At 70.3% G+C, this 15892-nt stretch carries 16 protein-coding genes; 7 read left to right on the top strand and 9 right to left on the bottom strand.

Annotation, left to right across the window (positions count from 1 at the left end; translation table 11 throughout):
• Positions 1–35 precede the first annotated feature (35 nt).
• From ACIRG5_RS09380 to prcA, 3 genes are read left to right on the top strand one after another with little or no spacing between them, the layout of a single operon-like run.
• Positions 36–230 carry a ubiquitin-like protein Pup gene (locus tag ACIRG5_RS09380; RefSeq protein WP_319973119.1) on the top strand — a complete coding sequence of 65 codons (195 nt, stop codon included), beginning with the start codon at positions 36–38 and terminating at the stop codon, positions 228–230.
• A gap of 49 nt (positions 231–279) precedes the next feature.
• The gene (gene prcB / locus ACIRG5_RS09385) at positions 280–1128 is read left to right on the top strand and encodes a proteasome subunit beta (protein ID WP_093587954.1); all 849 of its coding nucleotides are present in this window, start codon (positions 280–282) and stop codon (positions 1126–1128) included.
• 34 nt (positions 1129–1162) lie between these two features.
• A complete protein-coding gene (prcA, locus tag ACIRG5_RS09390; RefSeq protein ID WP_402902514.1) occupies positions 1163–1927 on the top strand; it encodes a proteasome subunit alpha in 765 nt (254 codons plus the stop codon).
• Between the two features lie 64 nt (positions 1928–1991).
• On the opposite strand, the gene ACIRG5_RS09395 is transcribed toward prcA, so the two are convergent.
• The 4 genes from ACIRG5_RS09395 to ACIRG5_RS09410 are packed head-to-tail and all read right to left on the bottom strand — an operon-like array spanning position 1992 to position 6513.
• A complete protein-coding gene (locus tag ACIRG5_RS09395) occupies positions 1992–2624 on the bottom strand; it encodes an alpha/beta fold hydrolase (RefSeq protein WP_402902517.1) in 633 nt (210 codons plus the stop codon).
• Positions 2625–2633: 9 nt separating this feature from the next.
• Positions 2634–5270, bottom strand: coding sequence for an FtsX-like permease family protein (locus ACIRG5_RS09400; RefSeq protein ID WP_402902520.1), 2637 nt, complete (start codon positions 5268–5270; stop codon positions 2634–2636).
• Positions 5267–5971, bottom strand: a complete 705-nt coding sequence (locus ACIRG5_RS09405; RefSeq protein ID WP_402902523.1) for an ABC transporter ATP-binding protein — start codon at positions 5969–5971, stop codon at positions 5267–5269. Before ACIRG5_RS09405 ends, ACIRG5_RS09400 begins: the two co-directional genes overlap by 4 nt.
• On the bottom strand, positions 5968–6513 hold the full coding sequence (locus tag ACIRG5_RS09410) for a PadR family transcriptional regulator (protein ID WP_402902526.1): 546 nt from the start codon (positions 6511–6513) through the stop codon (positions 5968–5970). Before ACIRG5_RS09410 ends, ACIRG5_RS09405 begins: the two co-directional genes overlap by 4 nt.
• Before the next feature lie 205 nt (positions 6514–6718).
• Between ACIRG5_RS09410 and ACIRG5_RS09415 the strand changes: the two genes are divergently transcribed.
• The gene (locus ACIRG5_RS09415; protein WP_402902529.1) at positions 6719–7261 is read left to right on the top strand and encodes a GNAT family N-acetyltransferase; all 543 of its coding nucleotides are present in this window, start codon (positions 6719–6721) and stop codon (positions 7259–7261) included.
• Here ACIRG5_RS09415 and ACIRG5_RS09420 read toward each other — a convergent pair.
• Positions 7251–7859, bottom strand: a complete 609-nt coding sequence (locus ACIRG5_RS09420) for a maleylpyruvate isomerase family mycothiol-dependent enzyme (protein WP_402902532.1) — start codon at positions 7857–7859, stop codon at positions 7251–7253. The two genes, ACIRG5_RS09415 and ACIRG5_RS09420, sit on opposite strands and share 11 nt — an antisense overlap.
• Before the next feature lie 78 nt (positions 7860–7937).
• Between ACIRG5_RS09420 and ACIRG5_RS09425 the strand changes: the two genes are divergently transcribed.
• Both ACIRG5_RS09425 and ACIRG5_RS09430 read left to right on the top strand, forming a co-directional pair.
• Positions 7938–8357 carry a MarR family winged helix-turn-helix transcriptional regulator gene (locus ACIRG5_RS09425; RefSeq protein WP_402902535.1) on the top strand — a complete coding sequence of 140 codons (420 nt, stop codon included), beginning with the start codon at positions 7938–7940 and terminating at the stop codon, positions 8355–8357.
• Between the two features lie 5 nt (positions 8358–8362).
• The gene (locus ACIRG5_RS09430) at positions 8363–9190 is read left to right on the top strand and encodes a hypothetical protein (protein ID WP_402902537.1); all 828 of its coding nucleotides are present in this window, start codon (positions 8363–8365) and stop codon (positions 9188–9190) included.
• On the opposite strand, the gene ACIRG5_RS09435 is transcribed toward ACIRG5_RS09430, so the two are convergent.
• Genes ACIRG5_RS09435 through ACIRG5_RS09450 form a run of 4 tightly spaced genes read right to left on the bottom strand, consistent with a single transcriptional unit; the run spans position 9187 to position 14398 of the window.
• The gene (locus tag ACIRG5_RS09435) at positions 9187–10707 is read right to left on the bottom strand and encodes an FAD-dependent oxidoreductase (protein ID WP_402902539.1); all 1521 of its coding nucleotides are present in this window, start codon (positions 10705–10707) and stop codon (positions 9187–9189) included. The two genes, ACIRG5_RS09430 and ACIRG5_RS09435, sit on opposite strands and share 4 nt — an antisense overlap.
• On the bottom strand, positions 10700–12190 hold the full coding sequence (gene glpK / locus ACIRG5_RS09440; RefSeq protein WP_402902542.1) for a glycerol kinase GlpK: 1491 nt from the start codon (positions 12188–12190) through the stop codon (positions 10700–10702). Before glpK ends, ACIRG5_RS09435 begins: the two co-directional genes overlap by 8 nt.
• A 46-nt stretch (positions 12191–12236) precedes the next feature.
• A complete protein-coding gene (locus tag ACIRG5_RS09445) occupies positions 12237–12992 on the bottom strand; it encodes an IclR family transcriptional regulator (protein WP_402902545.1) in 756 nt (251 codons plus the stop codon).
• Between the two features lie 41 nt (positions 12993–13033).
• Complete coding sequence (locus ACIRG5_RS09450) at positions 13034–14398, bottom strand: phosphatase PAP2 family protein (protein WP_402903123.1); 1365 nt, start codon at positions 14396–14398, stop codon at positions 13034–13036.
• Between the two features lie 116 nt (positions 14399–14514).
• On the opposite strand from ACIRG5_RS09450, the gene pafA reads away from it, so the two are divergent.
• Positions 14515–15873 (top strand): Pup--protein ligase, encoded by a 1359-nt coding sequence (gene pafA, locus ACIRG5_RS09455; RefSeq protein ID WP_090070241.1) that lies wholly within the window; start codon positions 14515–14517, stop codon positions 15871–15873.
• Positions 15874–15892: the final 19 nt, after the last annotated feature.

Genomic DNA, 15892 nt, shown 5'->3' on the forward strand with positions numbered 1-15892 from the left:
AGTGTTCTTGTCAGGCGAGTGAGCGGGAGGCCGAGATGTCCCAGGAACAGAAGCAGCGCCAGGGTGGTGGCGACGGCGACGACGGTGGCGACGACGCCGCAGGAGCCGGTCAGGAACGCCGCGAGAAGCTCGGCGAGGACGTGGACGCGATCCTCGACGAGATCGACGACGTGCTTGAGGAGAACGCGGAGGACTTCGTCCGCGCCTACGTGCAGAAGGGCGGTCAGTAGGCCTTCGGGGGCCTGTTGACCACCTCGGGGACGGGAGAACAACCAACACATGGACCACAGCTCGACCGGGCGTTACCCGGCCGCGGCGCTGCCCTCGGCGTACCTCACGCCGGGCTCGTCGTCGTTCACGGACTTCCTGCGGGCCCAGGCACCCGACATGCTGCCTAGCGCCCGGAAGCTCCCGGAGGGGACCGTCCAGGCCCCGCACGGGACGACGATCGTCGCGGCCACCTACAAGGGTGGGGTCGTGATCGCCGGCGACCGGCGCGCGACGATGGGCAACGTCATCGCCCAGCGCGACATGAAGAAGGTCTTCGTCACCGACGACCACTCGGCCGTCGGCATCGCGGGCACGGCGGGCATCGCCATCGAGATCGTGCGCCTGTACACGGTGGAGCTGCGCCACTACGAGAAGATCGAGGGCGTGCCGCTGTCGCTCGACGGCAAGGCGAACCGTCTCTCGGCGATGATCAGGGGCAACCTCGACGCGGCCATGGCCGGTCTCGCCGTGGTGCCCCTGTTCGCCGGGTACGACACCTCGGCCACCGACTCGGAGCGTGCGGGCCGCATCGTGTCCTACGACGTCACCGGCGGCCGTTACGAGGAGTCGCAGGGCTACCAGGCCGTCGGCTCGGGCTCGCTGTTCGCGAAGTCGGCGCTCAAGAAGCTCTACGACCCGGACGCGGACGTCGAAGCCGCGATCCGCTCCGTCGTCGAGGCGCTCTACGACGCGGCGGACGACGACTCGGCGACAGGTGGCCCGGACCCGGTCCGCCGCCTCTACCCGATCGTGGTCACCATCAACGGCGCCGACGGTGCCGTCGAGGTGCCGGAACCGCAGGTCGCCACGATCGCCGACGCGGTCGTCGAAGGCCGCCGGTCCCGCCCCTCAGGCTGAGTCCCCCACCGGTTCGACGTCAGGAGCACCACCCATGACGATGCCGCTGTACGCATCGGCAGAGCAGGTGATGCGCGATCGCTCGGAGTACGCCCGCAAGGGCATCGCCAGGGGTCGCAGCGTCATCGTGCTCAAGTACGCCGACGGCATTCTCTTCGTCGCGGAGAACCCTTCCAGCACGCTGCACAAGGTCTCGGAGATCTACGACCGCATCGGCTTCGCCGCCGTAGGCCGCTACAGCGAGTTCGAGAACCTCCGCCAGGCCGGCATCCGGTTCGCCGACGTGCGCGGGTACCAGAACGACCCGCGCGACGTGACGTCCCGGTCTCTCGCGAACGTCTACGCCACCACGCTCGGCACCTACTTCACCGAGCAGATCAAGCCGTTCGAGGTGGAGATCGCCGTGGCCGAGGTCGGCGACACCGCCGCGTCGGACACGCTGTACCGCTTGACGTACGACGGGTCCATCGTGGACGAGCCTCAGTTCATCGTGATGGGCGGCACCGTCGACGCCGCCAACACGGCGCTGAAGGAGGCCTTCGCGGACGGTCTCACGCTGGCCGAGGCCGTTCCGGTCGCGGTGAAGGCGTTGTCCGCCGGGTCGTCGTCCACCTCGAACAGTGCCTCCGAGATCCTTCCGGCCGCCAAGCTGGAGGTCGCGGTGCTGGAGAGGGCTCGGCCCCGCAGGGCGTTCCGGCGGATCGCCGGTGCCGCGCTGGACGGACTGATGCCCGCGCCCACCAAGGACGGCAAGGCCGTCGAGGACGTCGAGCTGCCGTCGGACGACGAGTCCAAGTAGGTCTGATCGCTGTGCGAAGGCCCTCGGGGGATGTTCTCCCCGAGGGCCTTCTGCTGTGTGGATGTCAGCTCGCGCAGGCGATCAGCAGGTCGGCCAGTTCGTTCGGCTTGCTCAGCGACGCGCAGTGGCCCGCAGCCAGTTCCACCGGCTCGACGCCCAGCCGGTCCGCGACCACCCCGCGCATGAAGTCCGGGGTGAAGAAGCGGTCCTCCGTGCACAGGACGAAGTGCGTCGGCACGTCCGGCATCGCGTCCAACGGCCACGGCTTGGCCATCGAGTTCTCGGACATGCCGCGTTCCCGCTTCTGCGCCTCCGCGGCCAGGTCGGCGGGGACGTCGTGGAAGAACTGGTCCTCCAGGCCCGAGCCGGTGTAGCCGGTGTTGGCCCACCAGTCTCCCGGCGTCTCGCCCGGACTCGGCACCATCGCCGTCACCAGCACCAGCGCCCTGGCGTCGACGCGGGCGGCGACCAGGGGAGCGACGAAGCCGCCGAACGAGTGGCCCACCGCCACCACGTCCGAAGTGGACGGGAGGGCGTCGACGATCGTCGACGCCCAGTCCGTCAGGTCCTTCGACTCGTCCTCGATGGGAAGGTCCGGTGCGACGACGGTGTGACCCTTGGCCCGCAAGGCTTCTGCGACCAGGTGCCACGACCAGCCGACGTCGCCCCCGCCGTGCGCTATCGCGAAGGTCGTCATGGCCGCAGCCTATGCGCGGCGCTCGATCGGTAGGCGGGAACGGGTGAAGAGGGCCGCGCCCAGCATCGCCACGGCCGGGACCACCAGCAGTGAGATCGCGATGGTGGGCCAGGGGACGGTGAGCGGGTTCGGTTCCGGCCGGGGCCAGAAGCCGGAGTAGCCGGCGTTGAGCGCCGCCAGCAGAGCCAAGGCAGAGCCCGCGCCCGCCGCCGTGCCCAGGAAGCCGCCGATCCCGGCGATCACGCCTGCCTGGCTCAGGGACAGGAGTGTGCGCAACGTCGGTGGCGCGCCGACCGCGGCCAGCGTGGTGAGGTCCCGGCGGCCGTCCGCTGCCGCGAGGCCGGTGGCGAGGGCGGCGGCCGCGAGGGTGATGATGCCCGCCACCAGGCCGAGAACGGTCAGGGCCTGCTGCACGTCGGACTCTGCCGGGCGGTCGACGTTCACCTCGTACTCGCCGCCCAGCGCCGCGGTCAGTGCTTCCTGTTCCGCTTCGGTCGGCATGCGGGTCGTGGTGGCGTACATGGTGAACGTCGTGACGTCGTATCCCAGTGACCGGGCGGTCTCCTCGGTCATCACGGCCAGCGGCGCCGGATGCCGTCGGGGTGCGGCGAAGCCCGGGGCCGGGGTGGTCGTGGCCTGCGTACCGGTGGCCAGGAGGACCTGGTCGCCGGACACGAGATCCGGGTCGTTGACGACGATCCTGCCTGCGCGCAGGGCCGTCTGGGCCGCTGCCACGTCGCCGGAGCTCAGGTGCAGCAAGGACTGGACGGCCTCCGGTGTGGCCACCACCAGGAAACCGTTCGAGGTGGTGTAGGTGCCGAAGTAGCGGTGGGTCCGTCCCACGCCGGCGCAGCGGTCGTCGGCCAGCGCGGATCGCTGTTCTGCCTCGGTGGGATCGCGGTGCAGGACGTCGAGGGTGTACGGGCATTCGCGGTCCGCCGGTGGGCGGACGTGGGCGAAGCAGGGGCCGCCGTCGCACGAGAGGAGTTTGAGCTCGTGGGTCCCGGCCACCGGCATGGCGTTGCGCAGGGCACCGGCCACCGAGGGCGGGATGGGGGCGGTGCTGGACTTGGTGAGGTCGTCCAGGCGGTAGACGGTGACGTCGCCCATGCTGCCCGCGAGCTGGCCAGCCTCCTGCTCGGACTGCGAGGTGAGCAGGACGCTCACGGCCACCGCGCCGATCACCGCGGCCATCACGGCCGAGATGGCGGGGGCCGCGGCGGTGCGGTTGCGGGAGGCGTCCCGCAGAGCGATGCGCAGTGCCACCGGGAGCCACCGGCCGGCGCGTGCCAGCAGACCCAGCAGCGACGGGGTGCAGAGCACCAGGCCCACCTCGGTGAGGACCAGGGCCGCCAGGATGCCGACGAACTGCATCCGGATCGCGCTGAGGACACCCACGGCGACACCGGCGGCCACGAGCGTCAGACCCAGCACCAGCCAGCGGCGGCGCGAGCGGGTGATGCCCCGCCTGCCCGCCAGCGCCGTGACCACGTCCTGCCGGGACGAGATCCACGCGGGAACGAGAGCCGCGAGGACACCGGTGACGATCGCCAGCAGGGCCAGCGCGGCCAGCGCGGACGGGTAGAAGCGCTGGGCGGCGAACCGTTCGGCCAGCAGCCACTCGATCAACGGACGGCCTGCCACCGCCGCCAGGACGCCCAGGATCACGCCGCTCACCGCCGCGATCGTGCCCATCACGACACCGTCCGCCAGGACGATGCGGCGGACGTGCGCGGGAGAGCCACCGACCGCGGCCACCAGCGCGAGGTCGCGTTTGCGGCGGCGGGCACCGACGGCCAGGGCGGAGCCCGCCAGCAACGACATCTCCAGCACGGCCAGGCCCGCCACCAGGACCAGGACGTCCGCGGTGAGCTCGTGCGAGCCCGGGAGTTCCGGATAGCGCTCGGACGCGGGCGGCAGGTTGTTCAGCACGGTGCGGGACAGCGCCGCGATGCCGACCTCGTTGAGTTCCTTGACCTTCGACCACGACAACGGCGTGGTCACCAGCCAGGCGCGGTCGGTCCGCTCGAACGTGCCGGGCAGCGCCACCAGGGTCGTGGTGTCGAGCCGGTCCGGTTCCTCGATGACGCCCACGACGGTGAACGTGCGGCCGTCCTCGGTCGTGAGGGTGCCGCCGAGCGCGGCGCCGGTGCGGTCCATCGCCTTGCGGGACAACGTGATCTCGCTGGCGTTCGCGGCCGCCCTGCCCTCCAGCACCGTGATCATGCCGTGGGTGAGCGGATTGGTCAGGTCGAGCATGCGGACGCCCGCGCGGCCGACACCCGCCGTCGTGCGGATGCCGGCTCCGCCGCGGTCGACGGGGACGAGTTCGGTGCCGGGGATCAGGGCCTTCAGGCGTTCCTCGGACGGGTCCTGGCCCTCGGCGTTGGTCTTCGGGATCGCGAAGTCCCTGGTCGGTTCCTGGATGACGGGACCGCGGTAGGGCCAGCTGACCAGGGCCTGCGCGGCGCCCATGCGGCGGTCGGCGTCCTCGTCCGGGGTGAGGCTGGTCGAGTCGTGGACGATCGCGGTGAACGACAGCGCGGCGACCGGGACCGCGATCAGGGCGATGACGAGGGCCGAGCGGCCGGCCGACCTGCGGGCCTCCCGCCAGGCGATGCGCAGTGCCGCGCGCCACCCGTTCACGGCGTGCTCAGCAGTTCTTCTGGCTGGTCGCGGGACGAGACGTCGACCACGACGCCGTCACGCAGGAAGACCACGCGGTCGGCCCAGGCGGCGTGGCGGGCGTCGTGCGTGACGAGGACGGCGGCGGCTCCGGCGTCCACTTTGGAGCGCAGCAGCCGGAGCACGGTCTCGCCGGTGCGGGAGTCGAGGGCGCCGGTGGGTTCGTCGGCGAGCACGAGACGGCGTTCGCCGATCAGGGCGCGGGCGATGGCGACGCGTTGCTGCTGGCCGCCGGACATCTCGTCGGGGAACCGGTCGGCGTACCCGTCGAGGTCCACCTCGGACAGTGCCTGCTCGGCCTGCTGCCGGGACCTGCGGACGCCGTCGAGGTCGAGGGGGAGAGCGATGTTCTCGGCGGCGGTGAGGCTCGCGATGAGGTTGAGGTCCTGGAAGACGTACCCGATCCGCTTGCGGCGCCAGGCGGCGAGCTGCTTGCGGGACAACGACCGCAGGCTCGTGCCGTCGACCAGCACCTGACCGCTGGTCGGGCTGTCGAGGCCGCCGCAGAGGTTGAGCAAGGTCGACTTGCCGGAGCCTGACGGCCCCATCACGGCGACGAGCTCACCCGGTTCGACGGTGAGGGACATGCCGTTGAGAGCGTTGACCGCCGTCTCACCGGTGCCATGGACGCGATGCACGTCGCGCAGTTCGAGGACGGTCATCTCGGCACCTCGACGTCGGTCGTCGCGGGGACGGCCTTGGGTTCGTAGCGCAGCAGGCTCGCCTCGCAGTGGTCGAGCCAGCGCAGTTCGGCCTCGGCCTGGAAGATCATCGCGTCGAGCACGAGCAGCCACGGCAGGTCGCCTGGCTGGGTCTTGAGCCTCGTGTACTCCTGCAACGTGCGCATCGTGGCCGTGCGCTGGGTCATCACGACCTTGGCGACGTCGACGCCCGGTGTGGTGATGGCGAGGGCGAGCTTGATCGCCACCTCGTCACGCGGCCGGTCACCGCGCTGGACGGGCGTCGCGAACCACTTCTTCAGCTCGTCACGGCCCTGCGTGGTGATCTCGTAGGGCCGCTGGCCCTCGTTCTCCGGCAGCGCGGCGACCAGATCGTCGCGCTCCAGGCGCGACAGCGTCGTGTAGACCTGCCCGATGTTCAACGGCCACGTGCCGCCGGTGGCCGAGTCGAACGCCACCCGCAGCTGGTAGCCGTACATGGGCCCGCGCTGCAACAACGCGAGCAGACCGTGTTTGACCGACATACCTACTGAGTATGCATACCGAGTATGTTCCTGGCAAACGGTGACGCGGAAACAGGAGTGCGAGCGGTCCCGGCATCAGGAACCCTGGACCGTGCCGGAGACGTCCGGCGGGAAGTGGACTGGGGGACGAGTGGTGGACGCCGCACCGGGGCGAACCGGGCAAGCGCGCCGGCTCGGGGCATCGGGCAGGTCCAGGGGCGGGCCGGTGGAGATCAGGAGCTACGAACCGGCGGACGAGGCGTCCTGGCTGAGGTGCCGGGTGCTCGGATTCCTCGCGACGACCTACTTCGACGACGTCCGGCAGGCCAGGCACCGCACCGACCTGGAGCTCGTCGCGCTCGACGGCGACGTGGTGGCCGGAATCCTGGACGTGTCGATGCCCGGCGCGGAGGCGACCATCGAGACCGTGGTGGTGCACCCCGACCGCCAGGGCGAGGGGATCGCGACGGCACTGCTCGCGGAGGCCGTGCCGCGACTGGAACGGTGCGGGGCGCGCACGCTCGACGCCTGGGCCCGTGAGGACGGACCCGCGCTGAACTGGTACGCGCGCAACGGTTTCACGGAGTCGGAGCACTACCTGCACGTGCACGCGTCCGCCGACGAACTGGCCACGGTGCTCACCGCGAAGCACGGGCTGGTGCCGGCCGGGGCGTTCCTGCACGCCAGGATCGAACGGGAAGCCGAGATGCGCCAACGGTTCGAGCGCGTCCACGTGTGCCGCAGGATGGTGCGCGAACTCAGACCGTGATTCCGCTCAGCCGCGGGATCGTCGCGGTGCGCCCGGCGAGCAGCATCACGAGCGCCTCGATCGGCCCGCTGATCTCGGCACCTTCACCGGCCGCCCAGTCGACGTCTGTGGCGACGAGCCGGTGCCCGGCCAGCCTGCGACGCGCGTGGAACGGGAACCCGATCCGCCACAGGTCGTCCGCCGCGACCACGGCGGCGTCGAGGGGCATGTGGCGTTCGATCCCCAGTGGCAGCGCGATGTCCTGGGTGTGGACCATGGTGTCCATCAGCGCGTTCTTGAGCGTCTGGCCGGGTGCTAGCCGGTGGAACCCGACGGCGCCGTGCAGTTCCGCGACGAGTTCGGCGGCCGGTCTGCGCGCCTCGTCGCGCGCTGTCCGGTCGACCATGCGGTTGAAGCTCCCGCGAGCCCGGACGAACGCCTTGAACGCCGTGCCGATCCGGATCCGGTGCGCGAGCGACAGGTGGGCGGCGACCTCCCGCACCGTCCAGCCCTCGCAGAGCGACGGGTAGGTCCACTCGACGTCGGTGAGTCCGGCGAGCAGGTCCGCGGTCGCCGCGCGTTCGGAGTCGATCGTCTGCCAGATCTGCGTCTCGTCCATCGCCCTCTCCTCTTGATTTAGTTCGAGAGGCTGACTACTTTAGTCAGAGTATCTGACCAAAAGCAACGGGAGTTCCGGGTGAACATCGGTCTGCTGCTCTTCATCCCGAACCGCGACGTGGAGAACCGCGTCCTGGCGGCGGTCAACGCGGCGGGCTTCGACGTCACGCAGGCGCAGGCACGCGTGCTCATGCGCGTCGATCCGGAGGGAACCCGGCTGACCGTGCTCGCGGAGGCGGCCCAGGTGACCAAGCAGACCGCCGGTTTCCTGGTGGACCAGCTGGAGAAGGCCGGGTACGTGGAACGCGTGCCCGACCCGGCGGACGGCAGGGCGCGGCTGGTGAAGGTCACCGCGAAGGCGCTGGGCGCGGTGCCCGTCGCCAACGAGGAACTGGCCAGGATCGAGGCGGAATGGGAACGACACCTGGGCAAGCGGCGCATGGGTCAGCTCCGCGAGGCGCTGGAGATGCTCGGCGAGATCACCGACCCGTACCGCTGACCCGCGTGGTCCCGGTGCCGTTCGACCCGGTCGCACCGACCACGGCGGCGGTCTACCGGGTGCTGTCGGCGGGGGAGCCGGCGTTCGTGAAGGTGCTGCGGCGGCCGTACATCCCGGACGAGTTCAAGGACGTGGTGGGCGAGCTCCCGTGGCGCGACGAGGCGGAGTTCCTGTTGTCGGACTTCGCGCTGCCACCGGGGATGCGCCGGCCGCGCGTGCTGCGGGTGGACGACTTCGGCGACCGGATCGCGTTGTGGCTGGAGGACGTGCGCTGCGCGGACGTGGAGTGGGACCTGCCGAGGTTCCGCCGGGCCGCGCTGGGGCTCGGCCGCTGGGCGGGGCGCAGGTTCGGCGGTGCGCCGGGCAGGGCGTTGCGGGTCCTGTACGAGGGAAGGCTCGTGCGGGACGCGTTCCTGCGGCCGCACTGCTCGGCCCTCGCGGAACGGGTGCCGGGCCTCCTGGCACGGCTCGAAGCGTTGCCCCAGGCGAACGGGCACAACGACGCGTGCCCCCAGAACCTGCTGGTACCACTGGACGATCCGGATTCGTTCGTGGTGATCGACGTGACCTGGCAGTGCCCGAACCCGGTCGGCGCGGACCTCGGTCAGCTGCTCGTGGGGCTCGCCCAGGCCGGACGGATGGCCGTCGCGGACCTGCCGCCCGTGCGCGAGGCGATCATCGACGCCTATCTCGACGGGCTGCGGCTCGAACATCGTGCCGTGTCACGGGACGAGGTCGTGCTGGGATGCGACGGGACGCTGGCGCTGCGCAGCGCGTTCCACTCGGAACCCGGACTGGCCGAGTACCTCGTGGAACGCGCCATGGCGCTCTAGGAGGCCAGCAGCTCCGACACCCGCGAACGGACCTCGGGGGAGTCGAGACCGCGGACCATCACGGTGGTGCGGCGGCGCAGCACGTCGTCCACTTCGGACGCCCACTCGGTGCGGCGGGCGTGCTCGACCTGCGCCCAGATGTCCGGGCCGTCCGGGTGGACGCGCTCCAGCAGCGCCGGGTTCTCCAGGCCGAGCGCGACGACCTCGTGCGACGTCGTGCCGTAGTGGGTGGCGAGGTGGCGGACCACGTCGTCGGGCAGCGCGTCGAACGCGTGGCCCAGCACGGAACCCACGGTGTCGGGCGAGGCCGAGCCGGGGAGCGCGACGCCGTCCAGGGGGCCGTCGAAGGTGCGGCCCAGTTCGGCGTTCACGCGGGCCAGGACGGTGGCGCCGATCTTGCGGAACGTCGTCCACTTGCCGCCGGCCACGCTGATCATGCCGCCGGACCCCGCGGTGATCACGGTCTCGCGCTTGGCGTGCGAGGTGTCGCCGGGGCCGCCGGGCAGCACCCTCAGGCCCGCGAACGTGTACGCGATCCGTGAACGGTCCAGACCGGACACCGCGACGCCCGCCTCGTCCAGGATCTGGTCGATGTCGGCGTCGGTGCACGCGACCGCGGCCGGGTCGCCCTCGTAGGCCTCGTCGGTGGTGCCGAGCAGGAGGTGGCCTTCCCACGGGATCGCGAACGACACGCGCACGTCGTCGACCGGGATCGTCAGCGCGGCCTTCCACTCCGAGGCCGTCTTCAGCACCAGGTGCGAGCCCTTGGAGAGGCGGATCGACGGGTCGGCGGCGGCATCCTCCATGCGCCGCAGCACATCGAGCCACGGGCCGGTCGCGTTCACGACGACCTTCGCGTCCACACCGAACTCGCCGAACGAGTCGCGCAGATCCACGCCCGTGACCTTCGCGCCGGTCTTGCGCAGGCCCACGACCGAGATGTGGTTGAGCAGCACGGCACCGGCCTCGGCGGCGGCGCGGGCGGCGGTGATCGCCACGCGGCTGTCGTTCATCTGGTGGTCGTAGTACATCGCGGCGCCGCGCAGACCGTCGGCGCGCAGGTCAGGCACCCACTCCACCGCCCTGCGCGCCGACAGGACCTTCCCCATGCCGTCGCCGAAGCCCGACAGCGCGGAGTACAACGTGACGCCCGCGCCCAGCACGAACCGGCTGTGCGGCCCGCCCTTGTAGACGGGGACGAGGAACGGCAGCGGCCGCACCAGGTGCGGGGCCAGGTGGTCGCCCAGCGCGCGGCGTTCCTTGTGGTTCTCGTGCACCATCGGCACCGCCGACGGGCCCATCGCGAGGTAGCGCAGGCCGCCGTGCACGAGCTTGGACGACGCGGACGACGTGGCGCCCGCGAAGTCGCCGCTCTCCACCAGCGCCACCCGCAGTCCCGAACGCGCCGCGGCCCAGGTGGTCGCGATGCCCAGGATGCCGCCGCCGATCACGACGACGTCGAACTTGCCGTGTTGAAGCTCTTCGCGAGCCCTGTCTCGTTGCGAAAGGTCAGTCATCGTCCTCGTCCATCCACCCGACGGTCCGCTCGACCGCCTTCTTCCACTTCCGGTAGCCCTTGTCGCGGGCATCCGGATCCATCGACGGCTTCCACTCGGCCGCCTTGTGCCAGTTGGCTTTCAGCTCGTCGGTGGTGCTCCAGTAGCCCACCGCGAGACCCGCCGCGTACGCCGCGCCCAGGCACGTCGTCTCGGCCACGATCGGGCGCACCACCGGCACGTCCAGCACGTCCGACAGGAACTGCATGAGCAGGTTGTTCGCCGTCATGCCGCCGTCGACGCGCAACGTCGTGAGGTCCGCTGCCGAGTGGGCATTCACAGCGTCGGCGTTCATCGCGTCCACGACCTCACGGGTCTGCCACGCTGATGCCTCCAGCACGGCCCGTGCGAGGTGCCCGCGCGAGATGTAGCCCGTCAGGCCGGCGATCACGCCACGTGCGTCGCTGCGCCAGTGCGGTGCGAAGAGACCGGAGAACGCGGGCACGAAGTACGCACCGCCGTTGTCGTCCACGGTCCGTGCGAGCGTTTCGATCTCCGCTGCCGACGAGATCAGCCCGATCTTGTCGCGGAACCACTGCACCAGCGCGCCCGTCACCGCGACCGCGCCCTCCAGCGCGTACGCCGCCGGCTCGTCGCCGATCTGGTATCCCACGGTGGTGAGCAGGCCGTTCTGCGAGCGCACCGGCTTGTCGCCCGTGTTGATCAGCAGGAACGCGCCGGTGCCGTAGGTGCACTTGCCCTCGCCGGGCTCGAAGCAGGTCTGGCCGAACAGCGCGGCCTGCTGGTCGCCCAGCGCCGACGCGACGGGCACGCCCTCGTAGGTGCCGTACACCTCGGAGGAGGACCGGATCTCGGGGAGCACGTCGCGCGGCACGTCCATCGCGCCGACGAGCTCCGGGTCCCAGTCGAGGGTCTCCAGGTTCATCAGCATGGTGCGCGACGCGTTCGTCACGTCGGTGACGTGGCGGCCGGTCAGGTTCCAGATCAGCCAGGTGTCCATGGTGCCGAACAGGACCTCGCCGCGTTCGGCCCGTGCGCGCAGTCCGTCGACGTTGTCGAGCAGCCAGCGCAGCTTCGGGCCGGAGAAGTAGGTGGCCAGGGGGAGGCCGGAGCGTTCGCGGAACCGGTCCTGGTCGCCGAGCTCTTTGATCACCGCGTCGGTGCGCGTGTCCTGCCAGACGATCGCGTTGTGCACGGGTTCGCCGGTCGCCTTGTCCCACACGACGGTCGTCTCGCGCTGGTTCGTGATGCCGAACGCGGCGATGTCGGCGTACGTCAGTGACGCGTGAGAGAGGGCGTCGCGCACGACGGCCTGCACGTTCGTCCAGATCTCGGTCGCGTCGTGCTCCACCCAGCCCGGTTTCGGGAAGATCTGGCGGTGCTCGCGCTGAGCGACCGACACGATCCCGCCGGACTGGTCGAACACGATGCACCGGGATGACGTGGTGCCCTGGTCGATCGCCGCGATGTAAGCCACGTGCACACTCCCTTGTGCGAACCATTCGACATTGTCGAACGATTCCACAGTACTACCAGGAGAGCCCGCCCAGCTCCCTCGAAACGCTGCGAGCTGCCTCACGTACGTAGGACACGAGTTCGAGGCGCGGCGGCTGGTCGGGCGAGTCGCACAGCCGCTCGACGGGCCCGGAGATGCCGACCGCGCCCACGACCACACCCCGCCTGTCCCGGATCGGCGCCGCTACCGACGCCTCGCCCTCGACGAGTTCGTGCAGGTCGTAGGCCCAGTCGCGGTCGCGGACCTCGTTCATGGAGTCGGCGAGCTGCTCGGGGTTGAGGGTGTGGCGCGTGAACCGCTGCAGGTCGCCGTCCGGCCACTCGCCGAACGCGACCAGCGCCTTGCCCAGGGCCGTCGCGTTCCACGGCAGCAGCGCGCCGGTGTCGAGCGTCTGCCGGCTGTTGTCCGGCCGGAACACGTGATGCACGACGAGCACGTGCTTGCCGTGCATCACGCCGATGCGCACCGCCTCGCGCGCACGCATCGCCAGCGTGTCCGACCAGTTCAACGCTTTGGCGCGCAGCTCGTTGCCGTCCAGGTAGGACGTGCCGATCTGGAACAGCGCGGCGCCCAGGCGGTACTTGCCGCCCTCGACCTCCTGCTCGACGAACCCGACCTCCTGCAACGTCCGCAGAATGCCGTGCACCGTCGGTTTCGCGAGGTCGAGAGCGCGCGCGATCTCGCCGACGCTCAGCTGGTGCGCGCCGCCGTGGGCGAGCAGCTTCAGGACCTCGGCCGCGCGCTGGATGGACTGAATGGGTCCGGGCACGCACCCCACTCTAGCTGCGCACGTTCGACAATGTCGAACACTTAGGGCCGATAGATTCCCAGCGCGGCCGCCCGCGAACGGAACTTGAAGTGGTTGGCCTTCTCGCGGACCTCGCCGTCCGTCGCGATCGAGATGGGCGCACCGTGCACCTCGACGTTCAAGGACGCCACCTCGAAGTGCTTGTACATGCGCGAGTGCTCCAACGCCCCGAGAAGGGCGCCGAAGAAGAACCTCGTCCGCGAGTACTTCCGGTCCGCACGGACGAACCGCACGTCGAGCAGCCCGTCGTCCAGCCGGGGCCGCATGGTCGGCGCGAAGCCCTTCGGCCGGTACGGCCCGTTGCCCACGAACAGCATCCACACGAGGTGCTTGTCACCGTCGATGGTCATGTGCAACGGCTTCGCGCGCTGCAGGACGCGGAACATCGCGATCCCGGCCGCGGGCCACTTGCCCCAGCGCTTCTCCAGCTTCTCCCGGATCCGCACCATGTCCGGGTAGCCGCCGAGCGACGCCGTGTTGACGAACCACTGGTCGTTGACCTGCGCCAGGTCCACCCGCACGCCCACGCCGTCGGCGACCGCCTGCGCCGTGTCGTGCAGACCGGTGATGCCCACGTCCCGCGCGAAGTGGTTCAACGTGCCGGAGGGGATGAGGACCATCGGCAGGTCGCGCTCGGCCGCGACGGCCGCCACGGTGGCCACGGTCCCGTCGCCACCGGCCACACCCAGCGCCTTCGCGTCGGGCAGGTCGTCGAGCTCCTCGACCGAGACGATCTGCGCCTTCGGCCACTCCTCGGTGATCTGCGGCGTCGGATCCGGCCCGATGCCGGAGAACGGGTTCACCACCACGACCAGGCCGTCGCCGTCTTGCAGCGACGTCAGGTCGGCGTGTTCGTAGGCCGACGCGGGCTCGTTCAACCCGAGCGGCCACCAGCGGCGCGTGAGCAACGCGGCGCCGACACCGACCGCCGCGCCGGCCGCGACATCTGTCGGCCAATGAACGCCCGTGTGAACGCGTGAATAGGCGACCGCGGCCGCGATCGGCGCCACCACAGCGCCTGCTTTGGGGGATTCCATGGCCACCGCCGTGGCGAAAGCGGCCGCTGACGCGGAGTGACCGGACGGGAATGACGACGACGTCGGCCGCTTGGACAGACGGCGGTCCATCGCGAGCAGATCCGCGGCGGGTCGCCGACGCGGGAAAAGTGACTTCCCGACCAGGTTCGCGCTGGTAGAGGCCCCGGCGATGGCCGCAAGACCCCGCATCGCACCACGCCGGTACGGGCCTTTCCTGGTCGCCAGAATCGCCGCGACGACGAACCACAGCAGGCTGTGGTTGGCGGCTTTCGAAAGCCTCTTCAAACCCCTGTCGAGCCTGCTCGGACGCAGTCCGGCCGAGGAGCTCATGAGCTTCTTGTCGAGAGCGCTGACCCGTTTCCACACCCCTCCGACACTAAACCGCAACCGGCGTGCCGCCCGAACGGATCACCCTGCTCCGCCTGAGAGTCGCCTACTGTTGAGGCATGCAGCGGCGGATCTTCGGCATTGAGACAGAATTCGGGGTGACCTGCACCTTCCACGGGCAGCGTCGTCTGTCCCCGGACGAGGTCGCGCGGTACTTGTTCCGCCGCGTCGTCTCGTGGGGGCGTTCTTCCAACGTCTTCTTGCGCAACGGCTCCCGGCTCTACCTCGACGTCGGCTCCCACCCGGAGTACGCCACGGCCGAGTGCGACGACCTGGCGCAGCTCGTCACGCACGACAAGGCGGGTGAGCGGATCCTGGAGGACCTGCTCGTCGACGCCGAGCGCAGACTCGCCGACGAGGGCATCGGCGGCGACATCTTCCTGTTCAAGAACAACACCGACTCGGCGGGCAACTCCTACGGCTGCCACGAGAACTACCTGGTCGCACGGGCCGGCGAGTTCTCGCGCATCGCGGACGTCCTGCTGCCGTTCCTGGTGACCAGGCAGCTGATCTGCGGCGCGGGCAAGGTCCTGCAGACCCCGCGCGGCGCCGTGTACTGCCTCTCGCAGCGCGCCGAGCACATCTGGGAGGGCGTGTCGTCCGCGACCACCCGCTCCCGCCCGATCATCAACACCCGCGACGAGCCGCACGCCGACGCCGAGCGCTACCGGCGCCTGCACGTCATCGTCGGCGACTCGAACATGTCCGAGGTGACGACGCTGCTGAAGGTCGGCAGCGCGAACCTGGTGCTCGAGATGATCGAGCAGGGCGTCCAGTTCCGCGACTTCTCGCTGGACAACCCGATCCGCGCCATCCGCGAGATCTCCCACGACCTGACCGGCCGCCGCACCGTCCGCCTCGCGGGCGGCAAGGAGGCATCCGCGCTCGACATCCAGCGCGAGTACTTCGAGAAGGCCGTCGAGCACTGCGCCAAGCGCTCACCGGACCCGATGGCGGAACGCGTCCTCGAACTCTGGGGCCGCACGCTCGACGCCGTCGAGGCCCAGGACCTGACGAAGATCGACCGCGAGATCGACTGGGCCATCAAGAACCGCCTGATGAACCGGTACATGGAAAAGCACAACATGGACCTGTCCAACCCGCGCATCGCCCAGCTCGACCTCGCCTACCACGACATCCGCCGCGGCCGCGGCGTGTTCGACCTGCTGCAGCGCAAGGGCCAGGTCGAGCGAGTGACCGACGACGGCGAGATCGAGGCCGCCAAGGACACCCCGCCGCAGACCACGCGGGCCAAGCTGCGCGGTGACTTCATCGCCGCGGCCCAGGCCGCCGGCCGCGACTTCACCGTCGACTGGGTGCACCTCAAGCTGAACGACCAGGCGCAGCGCACGGTGCTGTGCAAGGACCCGTTCCGCGCGGTGGACGAGCGCGTCGAAAGGCTCATTTCGTCGCTGTGACGCTCGGCTGAGCGGCGGG

This window comes from Lentzea sp. NPDC102401 (assembly GCF_044765805.1).
In the GTDB taxonomy this organism is placed as follows: Bacteria; Actinomycetota; Actinomycetes; order Mycobacteriales; family Pseudonocardiaceae; genus Lentzea; species Lentzea sokolovensis.

What these genes read in the sequence shown, in the direction of transcription:
- ACIRG5_RS09420 (WP_402902532.1), bottom strand. Translation starts at nt 7,859, where the DNA reads ATGGACGAGACGCAGATCTGGCAGACGATCGACTCCGAACGCGCGGCG.
- ACIRG5_RS09405 (WP_402902523.1), bottom strand. Translation starts at nt 5,971, where the DNA reads ATGACCGTCCTCGAACTGCGCGACGTGCATCGCGTCCATGGCACCGGT.
- ACIRG5_RS09395 (WP_402902517.1), bottom strand. Translation starts at nt 2,624, where the DNA reads ATGACGACCTTCGCGATAGCGCACGGCGGGGGCGACGTCGGCTGGTCG.
- prcB (WP_093587954.1), top strand. Translation starts at nt 280, where the DNA reads ATGGACCACAGCTCGACCGGGCGTTACCCGGCCGCGGCGCTGCCCTCG.
- pafA (WP_090070241.1), top strand. Translation starts at nt 14,515, where the DNA reads ATGCAGCGGCGGATCTTCGGCATTGAGACAGAATTCGGGGTGACCTGC.
- ACIRG5_RS09410 (WP_402902526.1), bottom strand. Translation starts at nt 6,513, where the DNA reads ATGTCGGTCAAACACGGTCTGCTCGCGTTGTTGCAGCGCGGGCCCATG.
- ACIRG5_RS09450 (WP_402903123.1), bottom strand. Translation starts at nt 14,398, where the DNA reads ATGAGCTCCTCGGCCGGACTGCGTCCGAGCAGGCTCGACAGGGGTTTG.
- ACIRG5_RS09380 (WP_319973119.1), top strand. Translation starts at nt 36, where the DNA reads ATGTCCCAGGAACAGAAGCAGCGCCAGGGTGGTGGCGACGGCGACGAC.
- ACIRG5_RS09435 (WP_402902539.1), bottom strand. Translation starts at nt 10,707, where the DNA reads ATGACTGACCTTTCGCAACGAGACAGGGCTCGCGAAGAGCTTCAACAC.
- prcA (WP_402902514.1), top strand. Translation starts at nt 1,163, where the DNA reads ATGACGATGCCGCTGTACGCATCGGCAGAGCAGGTGATGCGCGATCGC.